Raw genomic sequence first — 19,254 nt, forward strand, 5'->3', positions numbered from 1 at the left:
TACTTTAACTTTTGATCTCAATCAGAGTTGTTTGTGTAATTGGTATAAATAGGGTTTCAAAATATGAATTGGATTTTACTCGCAGAAATAGCATATGCACTTTTGGTGATCATTGTCATTTTAAGAGTGTTGCTTGATACTCGAAGTAGTACAAAGGCTTTGGCATATATTCTATTTATAATTTTTGTTCCGTTCATTGGAATGATCTTTTATTTTACGGTGGGTATCAATTACCGAAAGCGAAAGCTCTATTCGAAAAAAATCGTTGAGGATGAGCCTTTTCGAAAAAGTATTAAAAGCAAGTTACATGCATATTCTGAATCTATTAGTCATTCGGGCTTATTGGCTTCAGAGTACCAAAACTTGTCAGAGTTTATCCTTCGTTCCGGCAGTAGTCCCCTAACAGCTAATAACAGAGTCAAATTACTTATCAACGGCGAAGAAAAATTTCCGGAACTATTAGCTGCATTAGAAAACGCCAAATCCCATATTCATATTGAATATTATATTTATGAAGATGATGTTACAGGAAATTCTGTGGCTGACGTTCTCATTAGGAAAGCACAAGAAGGTGTTGAGGTTCGTTTTATGTATGATGATTTTGGTAGTCGGCTTGGAAGGGCATTCATCAAAAAATTGGAAGACGCAGGGGTTCAAACCATTCCATTTTACAAGATCATCTGGTATGCTTTTGCCAACCGGCTCAATTATAGGAATCACCGGAAAATAATTATCATTGACGGCACAACCAGTTTTATTGGTGGTATCAATATGAGTGATCGCTACCGTAATGATTTTCAAAAAGAAAACCACTTGTTTTGGCGAGATACCCACCTGATGATAGAAGGGGTGGCAACATCCTATTTACAATATTTATTTTTATGCGATTGGAATTTTTGCAGTCCACACCGTTTAGATTACGACAAAGTTTATTTTCCTGACCAATCAAATCACGAGGTTTTAGAAGATGAAGTTGTTCAGATAGCAGCGTCCGGTCCAGACAGTCCACAGCCGCTTATTTTTTATTCTTTATTGGAAGCAATTGCTTCTGCAAAGAAATGTATTTATATCACCAGCCCTTATTTTATTCCAGGTGAAAGTTTAATGGATGTATTGATTATAGCCGTTCAGAGTGGCTTGGACGTCAAAATTTTAATCCCGGGCATCTCAGACTCCAAAATGGTCAATGCTGCGGCAGGTGCTTATTATACAGAATTAATACAGTATGGTGCCAAAATCTATAAATATAACAAAGGCTTTGTTCATGCCAAGACTATGGTTATTGACGATAATTTAGCCATAGTTGGGTCGGCAAATATGGATTACAGAAGTTTTGATCTCAACTTTGAGGTCAATGCAATGGTCTACAGTAAAACAATTGCAAGACAACTTACCGAAGTATTTGAAGAGGATTTAGCGGCGTCTGAACTCATCGATGCAGAACAATGGTTAAGTCGTCCAAAATACATGAAATTGTGGGAAAAAATGGTGCGCTTGTTATCCCCATTTCTCTAAATACTTCTTTATTAAAGATTTAACACAACTTTAATTTTATATAGTTCGTAACCACACGAACCTTTTGTATATTTGAGGTTATCAGTTTTAACAATGTTAGGCTATCATTCCACTAAAGCAACAAGGTCTGTAAGGACTTTATGGATGATATCTCAACTCTAAAAATCGAACACTATGATGAAAACAAATTACTCTTTTTCAGCCACTGCTGAAACTAAAACGGAACTTCTAGAAAAACCAAGATCTCTTGGTAAAAACTTGAACAACGCTCTATTATTAACAATAATAATGATATTGGGTGCAGTGGGGATGTCTCAAGCGCAATTGGCGGAAGGAGATTATATGATTGGAACAGACTTGGGTAGCGGCATCACCAGCACCGCAAGTAACGGTTTGTTTGGTTTTAACTTCGGTTTAAATGAAGGGGCAGGCTATAATGTTGGGCTCGCTCCAAAGGTAGGCTATTTTGTAGCCGACAATTTCATGATTGGTGCAATTGTAAATCTTGGATTTACAAAATCAGCCAAATCTGAAGGAGCTTCTGAATCGACACTTTATGGTATCCAAGCCTTGTCAAGATACTATCTTGCTCCGGGAGAAAAGGGGGTAGATAACCTTCTTAGAAACGGACGATTTTTCATGGAAGCCAATGCAGGTTTTGCTGGGGTAAATGTTAAAGAAGGACCTACAACCAATGGTTTTGCTTTTGGATTTGGACCTGGTTACTCTTATTTCATTACGGATAATGTAGGTTTGGAAACCTCATTAAAGTATAACGGACTTGTTGGTGGAGGAAATACTACCTATCAGCATAGTTTAGGTCTTAATGTCGGATTGCAAATTCATTTGCCATCTTCCCAGGCTAAAAGAGCGGTGAACGACAACCAATAATATTTGATCAAAAATCAGGAGGGTTTCATTAGAAATCCTCTTTTTTTTTAATGATTATAGGGTTTATTTCAATGGCATCACCGGTCATCACTTATTATAGATTATAGGTATGACTTGGGCTAACACAAATCGCAATTGCGATAAAAAAGGAGCTCTCTATTTCTTATTTTTATTTGAATCAGAACTGATGCCTTTAGGTCAATAAAGAAAATCTTTAAATATAAGTAATCAAATTTACACATGAAAAATTTAAAAGATCAAGTGATTATAGTTACGGGTGGAGCAGCCGGAATTTGAGGCGCAATCACCACTGTTTTGACAGAAAGAGGAGCGTCCGTTGTGGCTATAGATCTCAATGAAGACGCCGGCAAGGACAAAGAACTATCAAACCCTGAACAGATTGTATTCATGAATGGTGATATTTCGAAAGAAGCCGTAGCCAACGACGCTGTAAAAATGGCGATTTCAAAATTTGGAAAGTTAACAGGGTTGGTTAATAATGCACACGCATCAAAACAAAAGCCTTTCATGGAACAGACTGAGGAGGATTGGGCTCTTTCTATGAATACCGGATTATATGGCACTTTAAATTTTATGAAAGCGGCCTATCCTGAGCTTAAAAAAACAAAAGGAGCCGTCGTGAATTTCGGATCTGGGGCCGCATTGCTTGGTCAGAAAAATCAAGTGAGTTATGCTGCAGCCAAGGAAGCCATCCGCGGATTGTCTCGGGTAGCCGCTAATGAATGGGCTGAAGATGGAATACGGGTAAACATCGTATGTCCGCTCGCATTTACTGAAGGTGTAGCCCAATGGAAAGAATCCCACCGTGACCAATATGACGAAGTGGCTGGTAAGAACCCGATGCAGAGATTTGGAGATCCGCAGAAAGATATTGCGCCTATTATAGCATTTCTTTTAAGTGACGATAGTCAGTACATGACTGGTCAGACACTTATGGCGGATGGTGGAGATATTAAATTGAGATAATACATCATAGGCAAGCACATGTTTTCTCATGCGCTGGTCCGTTAGAAATTGTCAATTATTTGGCACTCTTCATTTAAGTATTAAAAGCACATAACACATGCAAGAAAAACATATTGTCATTATTGGTGGAGGATTTGCAGGCGTGAATTTAGCAAAACAATTAGGAAATAAGGAAGGGCTGAAAGTGACTTTGGTCGATAGAAATAATTATAATTTCTTTCCACCTTTATTGTACCAGGTTGCTACAGGAATGTTGGATATTTCGAGTATCTCTTTTCCGTTTCGCACCTTATTTATTAATTCTAAGAATTTGGCATTTAGGATTGGAGAATTGCAAGAGATTGTTCCCAACCAAAAAAAAGTCATCTTATCCACCGGAGACCTTCATTATGATGCTTTGGTGCTTGCCACAGGCACAAAGAGTAATTATTTTGGTATGGAGAATATTGAGAAAAATTCTTTACCAATGAAAACGGTCAATGACGCTATTAAATTGAGAAATTATCTCATTATGGAAGGTGAGAAATACACCTATTGTACCAATGTTGACGAGAAACGCAAAATGCGGAATATAGTCATTTCTGGTGCAGGACCTTCAGGCGTTGAGATTGCCGGAATGATTGCCGAAATGCGCAATCGTAAATTGAGGGATATTTATCCTGAATTGGTCGATGAAAGTTTAAATATATATCTTGTTGACGGCGCACCAACGGTATTGCCGCCAATGCGTGAAAAATCTCAGAAATACACCTTAAAGACGCTCAAAAAGATGGGTATCAACGTGAAGTTAAATAAGATGGTGTCTGATTTTAAGGACGATAAAGTTTTTTTTAAGGATGGAGAAACCATTGAAACTAAAACTTTGATTTGGACGGCTGGGGTGACGGCTATGAAATTTAAGGGAATCCCAGAAGCTTGCTATGAAAAAGGAAATCGGTTAATTGTGGATGCATTTAATAAAGTTGAACAAATGGATCATATCTATGCGATTGGTGATACCTGCATTCAAACTACAGACTCCAATTTTCCGGAAGGTCATCCGCAACTAGGCGCGGTGGCGCAACAGCAAGGAAAACATTTGGCGAAAAATTTTGTGGCGATGGTAAAGAATGAAGAAATGACACCTTTTGAATATAGAGATAAGGGTGCAATGGCAATCATTGGCGACCAAAAAGCAGTTGCGGATATGACTTTTCCAAAAACTACGCTTACGGGTTGGTTGGCTTGGTTTTCTTGGTTGTTTGTGCATTTGTTTCTGTTGGTAAGCTATAGAAATAGGTTTCGGACATTTTGGAACTGGTTCAATGCCTATCTCGGAAAGGGTCAATCTCAAGGTATAATGATCGGAAAAACACCAGAAAATGCGCCTTTGTCGGATGAGATTAAGGACGAAATTACTGAGGTTTAAATGCTCTGAATAACTCATTGCATCCTTATTCGATAATTAACAATTATAAAGAGACTTGACATCTGCAATTATATAAAACTAACTACACTATTAAAATTGAGCTCCTTGCTATCTTTTTAAAAGGAAGTGCATGTCAAATTTAAATTGAGTTAAAAAATTTTTCAAATGGGCTATAAATAAATTTGAAAAGAATTAAACTAGAGTCAGAATTATAAATGATCAAAAAAATTGATCTCATAACATAAATTAAAACTTACAACACATGAAAACGAATATTGGAATTTCAAAAGAAAACAGAGAGAAAGTAACAGAGATTCTCGCTAAATTATTAGCGGATGAATTTGTTCTTTACACCAAAACATTAAGAGCACACTGGAATTTGGAAGGTCATGATTTCCATACTAAACATTTATTTTTTGAAGAGCATTACAATAGTATAAAACGATTTACGGATAGTGTTGCGGAACGAATTAGAAAAGTAGGGCATTATGCTCCAGGAACTTTAAAAGAGTTTTTAGAACTTACCCATCTTACTGAGAAATACTCTGGATCGAACACGAGCCATGATTATTCTGCAGCTTTGTTGGAAGATCATGATGCCATTATCCAATTTATTAGAGAGAATCTTTCTAAAGTGGAAGACGATTTAAAAGATGCTGGGTCAGCCGATTTCTTAAACGGATTGATGCAGGAGCATGAAGAAATGGCTTGGATGCTGAGGGCAAGTATTGCCAAAGCTTAACTTGGTAAGAGTTAAAATTTATTTAAGGTCAGATTTTGAAGTTTTTCAAAATCTGACCTTTTTCTTTAATACGTATTTAGAGTAGGGCAGGTAGTGCTACTTTGGAATTTATCATTGGATATTTGGGTTAATTCCAAATGCAATTAAGATAAAAATGGATCTTTTGGGCAAACGACTAAAATATGCCAAGAAGGAAGTGGCAAATCAGATTAAAAGAGGTGTATTTGCGCATGGGTTTTCAATTTTATGGTAATAGATGTGTGAAAAAGTGTTTATTTTATCCAAATTGGTCCTTCTAATTGAAGATTAATATCAGAAAAACATTTTTTTTCTCAAAATCAGGCCAAGTTCTTTAGCTTTTTTCCATTGAAAGTGTATCTTTGAAAGACTATAGATATATTAAAGTCCATTTAAATAGATGATAAAAAACTTAATAATTTCACCACTTCAGAAATTTGTAAAAATTGAAAGTTTTAGTGGCATTCTTTTAATGTTTGCTACTGTTCTAGCTCTTATTTGGGCAAACTCACCTTTAGGAGATTCATATACTGATTTGTGGCAATACGAGATTGGTATTGTGACAGAATCATTTGAATTTCAATTGCCTTTAATCCTTTGGGTCAATGATGGTTTTATGGCCATTTTCTTCTTTTTAATAGGTCTAGAAATCAAAAGAGAATTAATTATTGGCGAGCTCAATTCGGCAAAAAAAATTGCTTTTCCATTGATTGGTGCGCTTGGAGGTATGGTAATTCCCGTGGCGTTCTTTTTGATTCTAAATCAGAATCCTGAAACAGTAAAAGGTTGGGGGATCCCGATGGCTACAGACATCGCTTTCTCTTTGGCGATACTCAATGTTATAGGGAAAAGTGTGCCGTTAAGTTTGAAAATATTTCTTACCGCCTTCGCTATTGTAGATGATATTGGGGCTGTTTTGGTCATTGCGATATTTTATAGTGGAAGCATCAATACAGTACTTTTGCTGATAGCCTTGGCGTTATTGGGAGTGCTTTATTTTCTATCCTACAAAGGTTATTACTCAAAATATGTTATGGTACTCTTGGGTATAGCCATTTGGTTCTTGTTCTACTTTGCAGGAATACATCCTACAGTTGCTGGAATTATGTTGGCGTTTTCTGTACCAATCAGACAAAAGATAGATACCTCCACGTTTTTACAACATCTTGATATTGTTTACAAGGATATTAAGAATTCTGTCGTCCTTCAACAACCAATCCTTTCTAATGAACAGTTGGAGAACATTAATGATTTGCAAGATTGGACTGCGAAATTCCGTTCCCCATTGCAAAATTTAGAACGTGGCTTACACGGTTGGGTAGCGTACTTTATCATTCCTATTTTTGCGCTTGCCAATGCAGGGGTTATGATTGATAGTTCAGTAGAATTGGAAACCGCTCTCGTTATCAATATAATCGTTGCTTTAATATTAGGAAAAAGCATTGGTGTGACCTCATTCGTGATGTTGGCTAAAAAATTAAAAATCATAGAAGTTCCTAGAGATATCGATTTTAAACAAATTGTAGGTGTTTCTTTCTTAGCAGGAATTGGATTTACGATGGCTATTTTTATTGCAAGTTTGGCATTTGTCAGTCATCCAGAATATGTGGATTCTGCTAAAATTGGCATACTTATAGGCTCGTTTATTTCAGCCATTATTGGTTTTGTACTTCTAAAATTTGGATCTAAGAAAAAGAAAGAATTGCACTACTAGTTCTAATCATGCACAGCCACAGGCAGAATTTTTAATTTTTATAATCCTTTTTTAATTTTTATTGACTAAGCGTCCTATCATAGCCAATTGTAAATAGAAATAAGAATATTCAATAACACTCTTCGCGTCAATCATATATAGTACCGTATTTCATGACAGAATTTTTTGATACTTACCAATCCCATATAATTTTCGGATCAGTTGTTATTGTAAGCGTACTCATTCTTCTGATATCCACAAATGTGATCATTAAGTGGTTGCTAAGAAAGGAAGCGAAGTTAACTGATGTTCCGGTAAGATCATTAAAAATTTTAAAACGGACCCTGAATACCCTTTGGATAGTTTTAGGGTTTATTGCCTTGAGTTTTATTTTTGTAGACAAGGAGAAAAGCTCCACCTTAAAGGCTTACTTCCAATTGGCAACTCATTTAGGCATCGTTGCAGTGGCAACCATCGTTTCTGCAACCTTGGTCAATTTATGGTTTAAGCGGAAAATAGAGGAAAAAATCGCTTATCAATATGACCCAACTAGCTACAAATTTTTGCGCTATGTTGCCGTTTCTATGATTTGGTTTGTAGGTATTTTGTTTGGGTTATTGGCTTTTCCTTCATTAAAAGGTGTAGCTCAAACCGCATTGGGAGGCGCAGGAGTACTGGCGATAATTGCAGGCGTAGCGTCGCAGGAAGCACTGGCCAACTTAGTGGGGGGCGTTTTTATTATCTCTTTTAAACCTTTTAAAATTGGCGATGTTGTCAAGGTAAGTGATACCATGGTGGGGACAGTTACTGATATCACCTTGCGCCATACAGTGATCAGGAACTTTGAAAATAAGATGATCGTCATTCCAAATGCCGTAATCAATAAGGAAAAATTAATCAATTATGATTTGGGCGAATTAAAGTGCTGTGAGCATATTGAAGTTGGAATTTCTTATGACAGTAATATTGATGATGCCAAACGAATCTTGAGGGAGGAATGTGAAAATCATCCTTTAATTTATGACAATCGATCAGAACTTGATAAGAAAAATGGATTGCCAATGGTGAGAACGGCGCTTACCAAAATCAACGACTCTTCTCTTACAATACGAGCTTGGGCATGGTCCAGTAGTTTCTCGGATTCATTTTCCATGAAGTGCGATGTTTTTGAAAGTACTTTTAAACGCTATAAAGAATCAAATATAGAACTTGCTTACCCTACAAGAACCATATATATGGTGAACGAAGAGGAAGTTGAAGAGACCGAAAATAAATAGAATTTTCTAACTGGCCAGCACAGAGAGAAACAAAAATTTGCTTATTTTTTAAAGATTCTCGGCTTATTGATTTTTTTCAAAATTTAAATATCCACCTTCCAAATCATAGATGGTTTCGAATCCCATTTCCGATAATATTTTGGCAGCTTTCCCACTTCTATTTCCACTTCTACAGTAGATATATATAGGTTGGTCTTTGTGGAAGTTATCGAATTTCTCATCAAAACCCTCTGCCAAAAAATCGATGTTCACTGCTTTTTCAATATGTCCTTCTTCAAATTCTTCCGCAGTTCTGACATCAACGAGTTGGACTTTCTTATCAGAAACATCTTCTTTAAATGAAGAAGGAGACAAAATAGTAAGGTGATCCGCAGCTTTCTTGCCTTGATCTTTACAGGAAAAACTCACCAATAGAATAAGAAATATTAATTTTTTCATAGTTAAGGTATTTAAGGATAGTAACGTGAAAAATTATGTCTCAACCAGTATTTCAAAGAAATTATCTTATCGTACTTTAAAGTTGAGATATTCAAAAGTATTCATTTTTAATGAGCTCTAACTATGTACCTAAAGGAATTTACTATAAGATTGCGAAACAATTCATAGTTATAAGAGTAATAAATTTCAAAATAGTCTCTTTGCCATACTTGGTTTAGAACCCATTATTTCTCAATTCAAGGTGATTTTAGACGTTTTAAATTCAAAAAAAGGCCAAAAATAACAAGATCATTAGGTGGAGTATAATTTTGTGGCCAGTTAACTTTACTGGAATTTTAAATACGCCACATCCGGATGGCTTCACCTTAAAAAATTGGAATTCCTGTTAATTAGCTTTTTTTAGAAGGTACGGAGCAGGTGATTCCTGTATTTTTAATCCCTAATTTTTGTAAAATAGTTTCCAGTAAACACCATTTTGTAAATGCTGATTGAATCAAATTTACACCAATAAATACAGTCAACCACATCCAATTTGGGTTGACGTAAACGGTTAATACCACACTCAATAGCACCATTGTGCCAACGATAACTCTAAAATATGTATTTAACATTTTATTTGATTTTAAGTTTAAATATGTCTTTCTATTGGAACTACAACGGCTCTTACAGCATTATTGGTTTCTACCCTCGAATTGAATTCTGCAATGGATTTGAATAAATCTTCAATTTTCTCATCTTCTGTAAAGGAGAAGAATAAACGCGATTCATTACTCAATTTTTCACCAGAAAACCAACCCGAAGTCATGACGACTGAAGCGCCATTTTTGTATCCGTCAATATCAGAACTACTAAAGTTTTGAATATTCGCATTTTTGAAGAGCTTTAGAACATCTTTTCTAAATTCTTCGACTGATGTAACGATTACTAGTTTCATTTTTTTGTTTTACATTATATTGCTTAGGTACCGACAGTAGAGATAGCTTGCAAGCTATCTCTACTGCCTTTACGTAATTATTTATAATTCTTCTTTTCAATCATATAATACACCAATGGCACCACCAATAGGGTCAATACGGTGGAAACAATCGTTCCGCCCATTAATGAAATGGCCAAGCCTTGGAAAATGGGGTCGAATAAGATTACAAAGGCACCAATAACAACTGTTCCGGCGGTAAGTAAAATAGGTGTCGTTCTCACCGCTCCGGCCTCAATAACAGCTTCTTTTAGAGGTACGCCTTCGGCGGTCCGTAAATTGATAAAGTCAATAAGCAACACCGAGTTCCGCACCATGATTCCGGCCAATGCAATCATTCCAATAAATGAAGTTGCCGTGAAAAACGCGCCCATGATCCAGTGGCCCAATATAATTCCTATTAAGGATAAGGGAATGGCAACCATCATCACGATAGGCGCTTTAAAGTTTTGGAACCAACCTACAATTAAGATGTATATCAAGATAATGGCTCCTAAAAAAGCAATCCCTAAATCTCTAAATACTTCCAATGTAATTTGCCATTCGCCATCCCATTTCACCGTATAATTATCTTCAAAATCGGGCTGACCCAAGTACATTTCATTAAGCTCATAACCTTGAGGCAACGGAATTTCTTTCAACTTTTCTTCCATACCCAAAATAGCATAGGCCGGACTTTCCAAATCGCCCGCCATATCGGCTAACACATACACCACACGTTTTTGATTTTTGCGATAGATGCTTTTTGCTGCGATAGTTTCATTAATGGTTACCAAATCGGCAATCGGCACCATGTTTCCTTGTTTCGATCTGATTTTTAGTTGTGAGATATCAGATATGGTGGATTTTTCCTTTTCATCTAAAGCCAATATCAAGCCTACTTGATTGCTGGCGTTTTCATCGTATAACGTGGTAATGGCTCTGTTGGACAAGGCCATATTCATAGTATAGGCAATTTGCTGTGGCGCTATACCGTATAACATGGCTTTTTCCTTGTTGATTTCAAACTTGTATTCAATCTGATCATCTTCAACCATCCAATCAATATCCACGACATCATCGGTATTTCTTAGGATCTCTTGAATATGATCAGCAATCTTGATCTGCTCATTATAATCCGGGCCATACACTTCAGCAACAATGGTAGAAAGTACAGGAGGTCCTGGTGGAACTTCTACTAATTTTACATTCGCATTATATTTTACACCGATTTTTTGAATATCAGGACGTAACAATTTAGCAACGTCATGACTTTGCGCTTTACGTTTGTTCTTATCAATTAAATTCACTTGAATATCGGCCATATTGCTTCCACCACGTAAATCGTAATGACGCACCAAACCATTAAAGGTAATAGGGGCGGAGGTGCCAATATAGTTTTGATAATTCACCACTTCTGGTCGTGTCGTTAAGTATTGGGAAATTTCTTGAGCCACTACTCCGGTACGCTCCAAGGTGGTGCCTTCTGGCATATCAATGACCACTTGGAATTCATTTTTGTTATCAAAAGGCAGCATTTTTACGGCAACCGAATTGGTAAAAAACAGCACCATTGTTCCCATTAAAACTGCAAAAGTCCCACCTAAAAACAACCAACGTTTTGCTGTACTGTCTAATAAAGGACGCTCTAGCTTGTTATAAAGTATATAAATAAACGTTTCTTCTAAAGGTTTTTCTACTTTTTCATCTTTCCCTTTCACATCTTTTTCTCTTAAGAAAATGTATCCCAAATAAGGCGTAATGGTCAATGCTACAAACAGCGATAATATCATGGCTATCGATGCTCCAATTGGCATAGGTGCCATATAAGGGCCCATTAATCCGGAAACGAAAGCCATCGGTAAAACAGACGCAATTACGGTGAATGTTGCTAATATAGTTGGATTTCCAACCTCATTAATGGCGTATAAAGCGGCTTGCTTAAAGGGGAGGCGCTTCATTTTGAAATGCCTGTGCATATTTTCCGCAATAATGATGGAGTCATCCACTACAATTCCTGTTACAAACACCAAGGCGAAAAGTGTAATTCGGTTGAGTGTGTAATCCATCATATAATAGCTCAACAAAGTCAAAGCAAAAGTAATTGGTACGGATAAGAACACTACCAATCCACCACGCCAACCCATCGCAAGCATCACTACAAGTGTTACTGCAAATATGGATCCTATGAGGTGCCATAGAAGTTCTGAAACTTTATCAGAAGCCGTTTCACCATAGTTTCTGGTAATTTCGACATGAACATCATCAGGAATTAAGGTGCTGCGTAAATGCTCCACTTTATCAATAATGACTTCCGCAATTTTCATGGCATCAGCACCCTTTCTTTTGGCCACTGAAATAGTAACTGCTGGATACTCTGATTTGAAATCGTCCGCTTTTTCACTGCCTTGACCAAATCCTAAACTCACATAGTTTTGTGGGACTTCTGGGCCATCAAAAATATTGGCGATTTGCTTTAAATAAATTGGTTGATTTTGTTGTACGCCAACCACCAAATTTTCAACATCTGTTACCGATGCTAAGAACTTACCTGTATTTATTAGGAATTCTGTATCGTTTTTATCAAAACTTCCAGAGCTTAATTGACTGTTGTTAGCCTTGATCATTTCAGAAACTGATAAGAAATCTAAGCCGCTAGCCGCTAGTTTATCTTTATCTAAAACCACACGTAATTGACGGTTTCTACCACCAATCTTATGAGTGATGGCCACATCGTTCACTTTTTTGATTTCGGCTTCCAATTCTTGTGCTATCTGGCTTAATTGGTAGTCGTCGTAATTTTCACTCCACAAGGTTAAACCTAACATTGGAACATCATCAATAGCTCTTGTTTTTACCAATGGAAATGTGACACCCTCAGGCATTTGATCCATGTGCTTATTGATTTCGTTGTATAATTTCACAAACGAACGCTCAATATCTTCGCCTACATAAAACTGGACGATCACCATGCCTTGTTCTTGCATTGAGGTAGAATAAACATACTCCACGCCCTTAATATTCGATATTAATTGCTCTAGGGGCTTGATGACGCGAGATTCTACTTCCGTCGGACTTGCACCTGGGTAGCCCACAAAAATATCGGCCATAGGCACGTCAATTTGCGGCTCTTCCTCACGCGGAATTAAAAACGAACTGTACACACCAACCACGGTAAATACAATCATCAAAAGCACTGTGAGCTTCGATTGTATAAACACTTTTGCAATTTTACCTGCGATACCTTCTTTCATTGAACTGTTTTTTTCATTACCTCCCAAGAGGTAATCTTAATATTGTTATGCTTTTGTGTTCTTCATACTTACAAGATTTTCGATTTCGACTACACTCAGCCAACAAAAAAATCTTGCAGGATTAAACTGAAAACTGTGACTGATTACTGAATACTGATTTTCGCTCCATTAAACAATTTCCCTTCCGCAGAAATGATATAGGCTTCATCTGAACTTAACCCAGACAACACTTCCACCTGATCTCCATAGGTTCTACCCAATCGCAACCAGCGCAATATGGCCGTATTACTTTGGCTCACAGTATAAACTCCTGACAGTTGTCCGTTTGTAATAATAGCTTCGTTTGGAATTAGAACCAGTTCCGTTGATGCTTGTTTTTCAATTGGAAATTGGACACTTACAAACATGCCGGAAAGAATATTGGCTTCCGTTTTATCTAAATCGATCTTTACTAAATATTGACCGCCTGTGTTTTTTGCAGATGTACTTACTTCAATCACTTTGCCTTTCAACGTTTGGTTTATAGACATTACCAAAACGCTCACTTCTGAATTTTTTTTGATTTGCGAAATATCTGTTTCAGGAACCATGGCCATAACTTCGAAATTACCTGGCGTTTCAATGCTTATTAATGGAACACCCGGGTTAGCCATATCGCCAGTTTCAATGGTCTTACTCGTTACTGTTCCGCTAAATGGTGCAGTAATATTACTATAAGCAAATTGTGCATTGATTTCCGCTTTCATTTGGTTGGCAGCTTCCAACCGTGCTTTTGCCATTTCAAAATTAGCGGTCATATCATCCAATTCCTTTTGAGATGCACTATTGTCTGCAAACAAACTTTGAAATCGGTTGTAATCTTTTTTTGCATTGTTGAATGCTGCTGTTGCTTCTGTAATACCAGCATTTACTTGTCCTTGTTTAGCTTGTAGATCGGCATTGTTGATGGAGACCAACAATTGCCCTTTAGTGACTTTATCACCAACATTGACGTGTACTTTATTAACGTATCCCATCATCTTGGTGCTTAAATCGGTACTGTTCGTGGCTTGGATCTTTCCGCTTACTGATAAAAAAGGACTATTTTCATTTGCTGTTATTTGATTTACAGTCACAGGAATTGCTGGGAACGTGTCAGCAACTGCTTTTTGATCGTTACTACCACAATTTGTTAGAAATATAGAAGCTGTAATGACGCTTAGGAGATACATGTATTTTTTCATTTGATTTGTATTTATTTTTACCTACAAAGTTTTTGAAATTTTGTAGGATGGTTGTATTTATTGCTGCCTGTGAGGGCCTACTTCAAACAATTATTATTCTTTGGTTAAAAACTGCACATACGCTTGTGCATAATTGTATTCAAAAATGGTTTGGTAATACTCAAGACGCTTTTGGGCGACTTGGGTTTCGGCGATTAATAAATCGGATGTTTTTTCCAAGCCTTGTTTAAATCGATTTGTTCGGATTCTAAAAGATTCTTCAGATTGTTCTAAAGCTAAGGATGTAAGCGTTAATTTATTTTCAGAATCCAAAAGTGCCCGTTTTGCCTTATTCAATTCCAAATTCGTCTGTGATACATATTGAGAGTATTCCAATTTTGATTTTTCAAATTCCGCCCTACTTTTTTGTGCTTTTCCGAAGCGTTTGGAACCTTGAAAAATATCCCAAGATAATTGCGCTCCAAATAAATAACCCTTGGAGTCCCCTCTAAAAATTTGATCGTCATAAAGCTCATAACTTCCAAAAGCGTTTAATCGTGGTAGGAATGCCATTTTGTCCGCCTTATTCATGGATTCGTAGGCATTTGTAGCCAATTCCAAAGCTTTAATATCTGATCGATTTTCAGAAATATTTTGATTGCCAATAGAGGGAATGGAAAGACTTAAACTATCTGATGGGGTATAGACCACATAATGTTCATCATTCATTAAAAATGATAGGTAGTTGGAGGCATTCTGCACATTGCTTTTTGCCATTTGCAATTGGTTTTGAACCTCCGTGATCCGTACTTCAACATTCAATACGTCAGCACGTTGCAAATACCCTTGCTTAAAACTATTGTCTGCTAACGTTTTGTTGGCACTGGCGGCTTCCATCGCTTGTTCTAAAACATCAACTCCTTTGTAAGCTAACTGCAATTGCATATACGCTTTCTCTACTTCAAAAGCCAAATAATCAGTTGTACGCTCTGTTTTTAAAGCCATAGCATCCATTGTTGATTTAGCAGCTTTGCGTTGATAAATACCGTCTACATTGATGATAGGCTGTAGGATTTCAAATTTGGTGGCAAAACTCTGAACTTGAGAAGGTTCATTTAAAATGGCCGGATTAAAATCGCTTTGTGTTAATATGCCTTGATTCAATTTAGAACCAAAAGCCATTAACGGGTTGGTGGTGGCTATTCCCGTATGACTTGCGGTAATGTTTGGGAGATAAATGGCATTGGTTTGTCTGAAATCGGCTTTTGCAGCATTAAACTCTTCTTCAGAGATTTTAATAGCGGTATTGTTTTCTGAAACCTTAAGTAAAACATCTTGTTTGGTAATGGCAACCACAACCTGTGCTTGGAGATTGGAGTTCCAAAACATACTAAATAGTATTACAATGTAAAGTATTCTTTTCATGGTATTTGTATTTCTTTGGCAAAACTAGGCTCTTATTTCAAGTTGGTCAGTAACCTATGTTACCAAGTAAAAAAAGCACTCAATTTAGGATGAGTGCTCTTTTCTAATTAACCAATAAACACTGATCACTACATCAGTATACCAAACTAAATTTTACTATTATCTTAATATGAGCTAAAGATAGTTTGCATTTTAAAATCACTTGGTAACTTTTGTTACTTAGGGAGTTAGTGATTTTAATTTCTATTTAGCAATAACTTGACGGGCGTTAGCAAGAAAAAGAATTTAGATTTAAATAGTTATGACATAAGCCTTCTTTTATAAATATCTCTTTTTGATTTTTTCATAATACTCGTGTAGGACGTTTGTAGTTCTTTTGTCCAATTTGTAGTCTATGGTTTCTTTAATTTTTCGAAATGCTAATTGCATACTTTTCTATTGGGCAGTAAGGTTCGCTATTGATTAATTTTTGCAGATATCGATTTTATTCTAGCTTTTCACTAATGGATTTAGTATTTTTTGAGTGTTATAAAAAACAGTTGATGAAAAATTTGTTAGGCACGTTATATTATGTTATTATGAGCCTTGCTAAATTATTACGACTTGTTGTTTTCCTAATTATAACAAGCAAACTTATCATTATTGAAATAAACCAATTTTTATATGTCTATTAAAGTCACTAGAAAAGAGAGTGCCTCAAGATTTTTGGGTCTTGTTGTAAACAAAACCGTATTTTTAAGTGCCCTTGCCGTAATTGTTTTTTCTGTTGGATTTACCCTAATTTTTCAGGAAGAAGCCGATTACTATTTTGGTATGGCGCAAACTTTTGTCTCTGCCCATGGGGGTTGGATATATACGTTGGCAGTCAATTTGTTTATTGTCTTTTGTTTGTATATGGCTTTTGGCAAGTTTGGTGCCATACGTATTGGGGGAGATAAGGCGAAACCTGAGTTTAGTTTGTGGGCTTGGTTTGCCATGCTCTTTAGTGCCGGAATTGGAAATGGGTTGGTGCTTTTTAGTATTGCAGATCCTGTTCGGGATTTTTTAAATCCGCCGCGTCTGGCAGGGCATGAACCTGCTCTTATCGCACAAGAAGCAATCAATTTTTCCTTTCTCCATCACGGTATCCATGGCTGGGCAATTTACTCGGTTGTAGGACTTTCTTTGGCTTATTTTACCTTTAATAGAAAAATGCCGCTTACCTTACGTTCGGCATTCTATCCCTTATTGGGAAATTGAATCCATGGGTGGATGGGAGATCTCATTGATATCATGGCCGTGATTACAACCCTTTTTGGTCTTGCAACTACCATCGGATTTGGTGTAGGACAGATTAACTCTGGACTTACCCATGTTTTCGGAATTCCGAATTCATTATTCTATCAAGTGCTCATTATTGTGGGCGTTACTTTAGCAGCCACTATTTCGGCTTTTAGCGGTGTGAATAAAGGCGTTCAAATGTTGAGTAAGCTCAACGTAAGGGTAGCGTCTGCAATCTTTATTTTAGTGCTTATCTTAGGACCAACCACATTTATTTTTAAATCTTACATTCAAAATATTGGTAGTTATTTGGTGCATTTCATAGATATGTCCACTTGGACGGAATCGCTACAGGGCACCGACTGGCAGAAAACAAGAACCATTATGTATTGGGGCTGGTGGATTTCCTGGTCGCCATTTGTAGGAACTTTTATCGCCCGAATTTCTAGGGGACGCACCGTAAAAGAGTTTATTCTTTGCGTATTGATACTTCCAGCATTAGTTACCTTTTTATGGTTCAGTGCTTTCGGAGGTACAACCATGCGTGATATCCTTCTTGGGGATACCGCCATGATTGCCGCGGTCAATGACAATATTTCTACAGCCTTATATGTGTTTTTTGATAAGTTTCCATTGGCGATGGTGCTGAAAGTGTTGGGTGTCATTTTAATTTGTAGTTTTATAATAACCTCTGCAGATTCAGGAGCTATTGTGGTAGATAGCATTACCTCTGGTGGTAAATTGAAAACCCCTAAATATCAGAGAGTGATCTGGGCAGTTGCCACTGGTATTATTGCAGCCGTATTAATGTATGGTGGCGGATTGAATGCACTTCAAACTGTGGTAACTATTTCCGGACTGCCTTTTGCCATCCTATTGATAATGATGTGCTTTTCCTTATATCGGGGCATGAATGAGGATTATGAAAAATCAGAACGTAAAGAAAAGCTCCTTGAAAAGAAATCCTACAGAAAAAATATTCTCGATTTGGTAAATAAGGAACGGGAAGCCAAAAATTTAAAAAAGATAGATCCAGAATCCGAACCTAAAAAGAAACCAAATATTACTGATATTTAAACGCCATCAATCAGAATTGAAATAGCGGATTCTGATTTAATGATTTGAAATAATACTTTGAAAAATAAACCCTAAAATCATATGACAAAGAAAATAAAACTGGAAAACGAGTTAAAACTGATGGTGGCTTTAGACCTTACCGAGATGGATCCCATCTTATTGGGTTATGTAAGCTTTCTTTGTAAGGTATGGAATATTGAACATGTCTATTTTACCCACAATGTTAAACATTACAAATTATATGATCTTTATGATGAATTTATAGAAGAAGGGATTACAGTAGAGGATATCGTGGATCGTGGATTGCAAAGAGCTATCGAAAAACATTATACGGGGTCCGTGCCACATACGGTTTTGATTACATCTGATGATTATACAGAGAGTATTCTTACTCATCTTGCCAAAGAGTATAAAATAGACATTATGGTCACTGGGAATAAGGATGAGCTACAGGGAACAGGTGCCTTAAGCCAAAAATTGGCACGCATGCTCGATGCCCATATATTATTGGTGCCAGAGGAAGCAAAACACAGGATGAAAAATGTCCTGGTTCCTACGGATTTTAGTTCGGCATCAGCAAGATGTTTTGCAGTGGCTGATAGTTTGGTTCAGCGATCAGGTGGTCAAATTGAAGGCTTGCATGTTTATAATATTCCGTCATTTTTCTTCCCGTATATCAATACGGAAAAAGCCATTGATAAAACCAAATTACATCTCAAGGAAAAAGTAAAACAATTCCGAAAGAAATATGACTTACGTGGTGATATTCCTTTTAAATATACCGATAGGGAAGGACTTTCAGTGGTGGAAGCGATAGAAATCCACGCAGAAAAGGGCGAGTTTGATATTGTTGTAGTCTCTGCAAGAGGAGGCAATAATATTACGTCTTTATTTCTAGGAAGTACAACCAACGATTTATTGATAAGAAACAGAAAAATGCCATTACTGGTAATAAGGTAAGTAGAGGTTCTAAGTTCCTAATGTGGTTTGCAGCTTCTCTTGATGCTATCTTGAGAAGCTTCCTTTTGAATTAGAAGATATGCATTTGTAATTAAAGGGGCCAGGGTTATTGCATTCTTAGGATAATGTATTTTAATATGATGTCATCTCTAAAT

Annotated in this window: 14 protein-coding genes and 1 pseudogene; 9 read left to right on the forward strand and 6 right to left on the reverse strand. The window is 36.7% G+C overall.

Translation table 11 applies throughout. The features are described from left to right. The first annotated feature begins 63 nt into the window (after positions 1-63). From cls to G525_RS0112055, 7 genes are all read left to right on the forward strand, one after another. Positions 64-1,515, forward strand: coding sequence for a cardiolipin synthase (gene cls / locus G525_RS0112020; protein ID WP_027126400.1), 1,452 nt, complete (start codon positions 64-66; stop codon positions 1,513-1,515). A gap of 174 nt (positions 1,516-1,689) precedes the next feature. Next, positions 1,690-2,406 carry a hypothetical protein gene (locus G525_RS0112025; RefSeq protein ID WP_245577791.1) on the forward strand — a complete coding sequence of 239 codons (717 nt, stop codon included), beginning with the start codon at positions 1,690-1,692 and terminating at the stop codon, positions 2,404-2,406. A 303-nt stretch (positions 2,407-2,709) separates the two neighbouring features. Beyond that, the gene (locus G525_RS20840; protein ID WP_211222930.1) at positions 2,710-3,393 is read left to right on the forward strand and encodes an SDR family NAD(P)-dependent oxidoreductase; all 684 of its coding nucleotides are present in this window, start codon (positions 2,710-2,712) and stop codon (positions 3,391-3,393) included. A gap of 97 nt (positions 3,394-3,490) precedes the next feature. After that, positions 3,491-4,801 (forward strand): NAD(P)/FAD-dependent oxidoreductase, encoded by a 1,311-nt coding sequence (locus G525_RS20845; protein ID WP_035479563.1) that lies wholly within the window; start codon positions 3,491-3,493, stop codon positions 4,799-4,801. Positions 4,802-5,063: 262 nt separating this feature from the next. Beyond that, positions 5,064-5,543, forward strand: coding sequence for a Dps family protein (locus G525_RS0112040; RefSeq protein WP_027126402.1), 480 nt, complete (start codon positions 5,064-5,066; stop codon positions 5,541-5,543). Between the two features lie 418 nt (positions 5,544-5,961). Beyond that, entirely contained in the window at positions 5,962-7,275 is a 1,314-nt protein-coding gene (nhaA, locus tag G525_RS0112050; protein WP_027126403.1) for a Na+/H+ antiporter NhaA, read from the forward strand. 152 nt (positions 7,276-7,427) lie between these two features. Then, complete coding sequence (locus G525_RS0112055) at positions 7,428-8,531, forward strand: mechanosensitive ion channel family protein (RefSeq protein WP_035479565.1); 1,104 nt, start codon at positions 7,428-7,430, stop codon at positions 8,529-8,531. Between the two features lie 63 nt (positions 8,532-8,594). On the opposite strand, the gene G525_RS0112060 is transcribed toward G525_RS0112055, so the two are convergent. From G525_RS0112060 to G525_RS0112085, 6 genes are all read right to left on the reverse strand, one after another. Next, on the reverse strand, positions 8,595-8,969 hold the full coding sequence (locus G525_RS0112060) for a rhodanese-like domain-containing protein (protein WP_084647754.1): 375 nt from the start codon (positions 8,967-8,969) through the stop codon (positions 8,595-8,597). 389 nt (positions 8,970-9,358) lie between these two features. Further along, positions 9,359-9,580, reverse strand: coding sequence for a YgaP family membrane protein (locus G525_RS0112065; RefSeq protein WP_027126406.1), 222 nt, complete (start codon positions 9,578-9,580; stop codon positions 9,359-9,361). Positions 9,581-9,597: 17 nt separating this feature from the next. Continuing rightward, complete coding sequence (locus G525_RS0112070) at positions 9,598-9,903, reverse strand: hypothetical protein (protein WP_027126407.1); 306 nt, start codon at positions 9,901-9,903, stop codon at positions 9,598-9,600. A gap of 77 nt (positions 9,904-9,980) precedes the next feature. Beyond that, complete coding sequence (locus tag G525_RS0112075) at positions 9,981-13,175, reverse strand: efflux RND transporter permease subunit (protein ID WP_027126408.1); 3,195 nt, start codon at positions 13,173-13,175, stop codon at positions 9,981-9,983. A 143-nt stretch (positions 13,176-13,318) separates the two neighbouring features. Continuing rightward, complete coding sequence (locus G525_RS0112080) at positions 13,319-14,398, reverse strand: efflux RND transporter periplasmic adaptor subunit (protein WP_027126409.1); 1,080 nt, start codon at positions 14,396-14,398, stop codon at positions 13,319-13,321. A 93-nt stretch (positions 14,399-14,491) separates the two neighbouring features. After that, positions 14,492-15,802, reverse strand: coding sequence for a TolC family protein (locus G525_RS0112085; protein WP_027126410.1), 1,311 nt, complete (start codon positions 15,800-15,802; stop codon positions 14,492-14,494). Positions 15,803-16,465: 663 nt separating this feature from the next. On the opposite strand from G525_RS0112085, the pseudogene G525_RS20850 reads away from it, so the two are divergent. Together G525_RS20850 and G525_RS0112100 are read left to right on the forward strand one after the other, a co-directional pair. Next, positions 16,466-18,139, forward strand: a pseudogene (locus G525_RS20850) (BCCT family transporter). An 81-nt stretch (positions 18,140-18,220) separates the two neighbouring features. Continuing rightward, positions 18,221-19,099: a universal stress protein gene (locus G525_RS0112100; RefSeq protein WP_027126411.1), complete on the forward strand. Its 879-nt coding sequence runs from the start codon at positions 18,221-18,223 to the stop codon at positions 19,097-19,099. Positions 19,100-19,254: the final 155 nt, after the last annotated feature.

It is taken from the genome of Gelidibacter mesophilus DSM 14095, assembly GCF_000423005.1.
In the GTDB taxonomy this organism is placed as follows: Bacteria; Bacteroidota; Bacteroidia; order Flavobacteriales; family Flavobacteriaceae; genus Gelidibacter; species Gelidibacter mesophilus.

Excerpts from the sequence above, each read along its gene's own strand:
- cls (WP_027126400.1), top strand. The coding sequence starts at position 64 with ATGAATTGGATTTTACTCGCAGAAATAGCATATGCACTTTTGGTGATC.
- G525_RS0112025 (WP_245577791.1), top strand. The coding sequence starts at position 1,690 with ATGATGAAAACAAATTACTCTTTTTCAGCCACTGCTGAAACTAAAACG.
- G525_RS20845 (WP_035479563.1), top strand. The coding sequence starts at position 3,491 with ATGCAAGAAAAACATATTGTCATTATTGGTGGAGGATTTGCAGGCGTG.
- G525_RS0112040 (WP_027126402.1), top strand. The coding sequence starts at position 5,064 with ATGAAAACGAATATTGGAATTTCAAAAGAAAACAGAGAGAAAGTAACA.
- nhaA (WP_027126403.1), top strand. The coding sequence starts at position 5,962 with ATGATAAAAAACTTAATAATTTCACCACTTCAGAAATTTGTAAAAATT.
- G525_RS0112055 (WP_035479565.1), top strand. The coding sequence starts at position 7,428 with ATGACAGAATTTTTTGATACTTACCAATCCCATATAATTTTCGGATCA.
- G525_RS0112060 (WP_084647754.1), bottom strand. The coding sequence starts at position 8,969 with ATGAAAAAATTAATATTTCTTATTCTATTGGTGAGTTTTTCCTGTAAA.
- G525_RS0112065 (WP_027126406.1), bottom strand. The coding sequence starts at position 9,580 with ATGTTAAATACATATTTTAGAGTTATCGTTGGCACAATGGTGCTATTG.
- G525_RS0112070 (WP_027126407.1), bottom strand. The coding sequence starts at position 9,903 with ATGAAACTAGTAATCGTTACATCAGTCGAAGAATTTAGAAAAGATGTT.
- G525_RS0112075 (WP_027126408.1), bottom strand. The coding sequence starts at position 13,175 with ATGAAAGAAGGTATCGCAGGTAAAATTGCAAAAGTGTTTATACAATCG.
- G525_RS0112080 (WP_027126409.1), bottom strand. The coding sequence starts at position 14,398 with ATGAAAAAATACATGTATCTCCTAAGCGTCATTACAGCTTCTATATTT.
- G525_RS0112085 (WP_027126410.1), bottom strand. The coding sequence starts at position 15,802 with ATGAAAAGAATACTTTACATTGTAATACTATTTAGTATGTTTTGGAAC.
- G525_RS0112100 (WP_027126411.1), top strand. The coding sequence starts at position 18,221 with ATGACAAAGAAAATAAAACTGGAAAACGAGTTAAAACTGATGGTGGCT.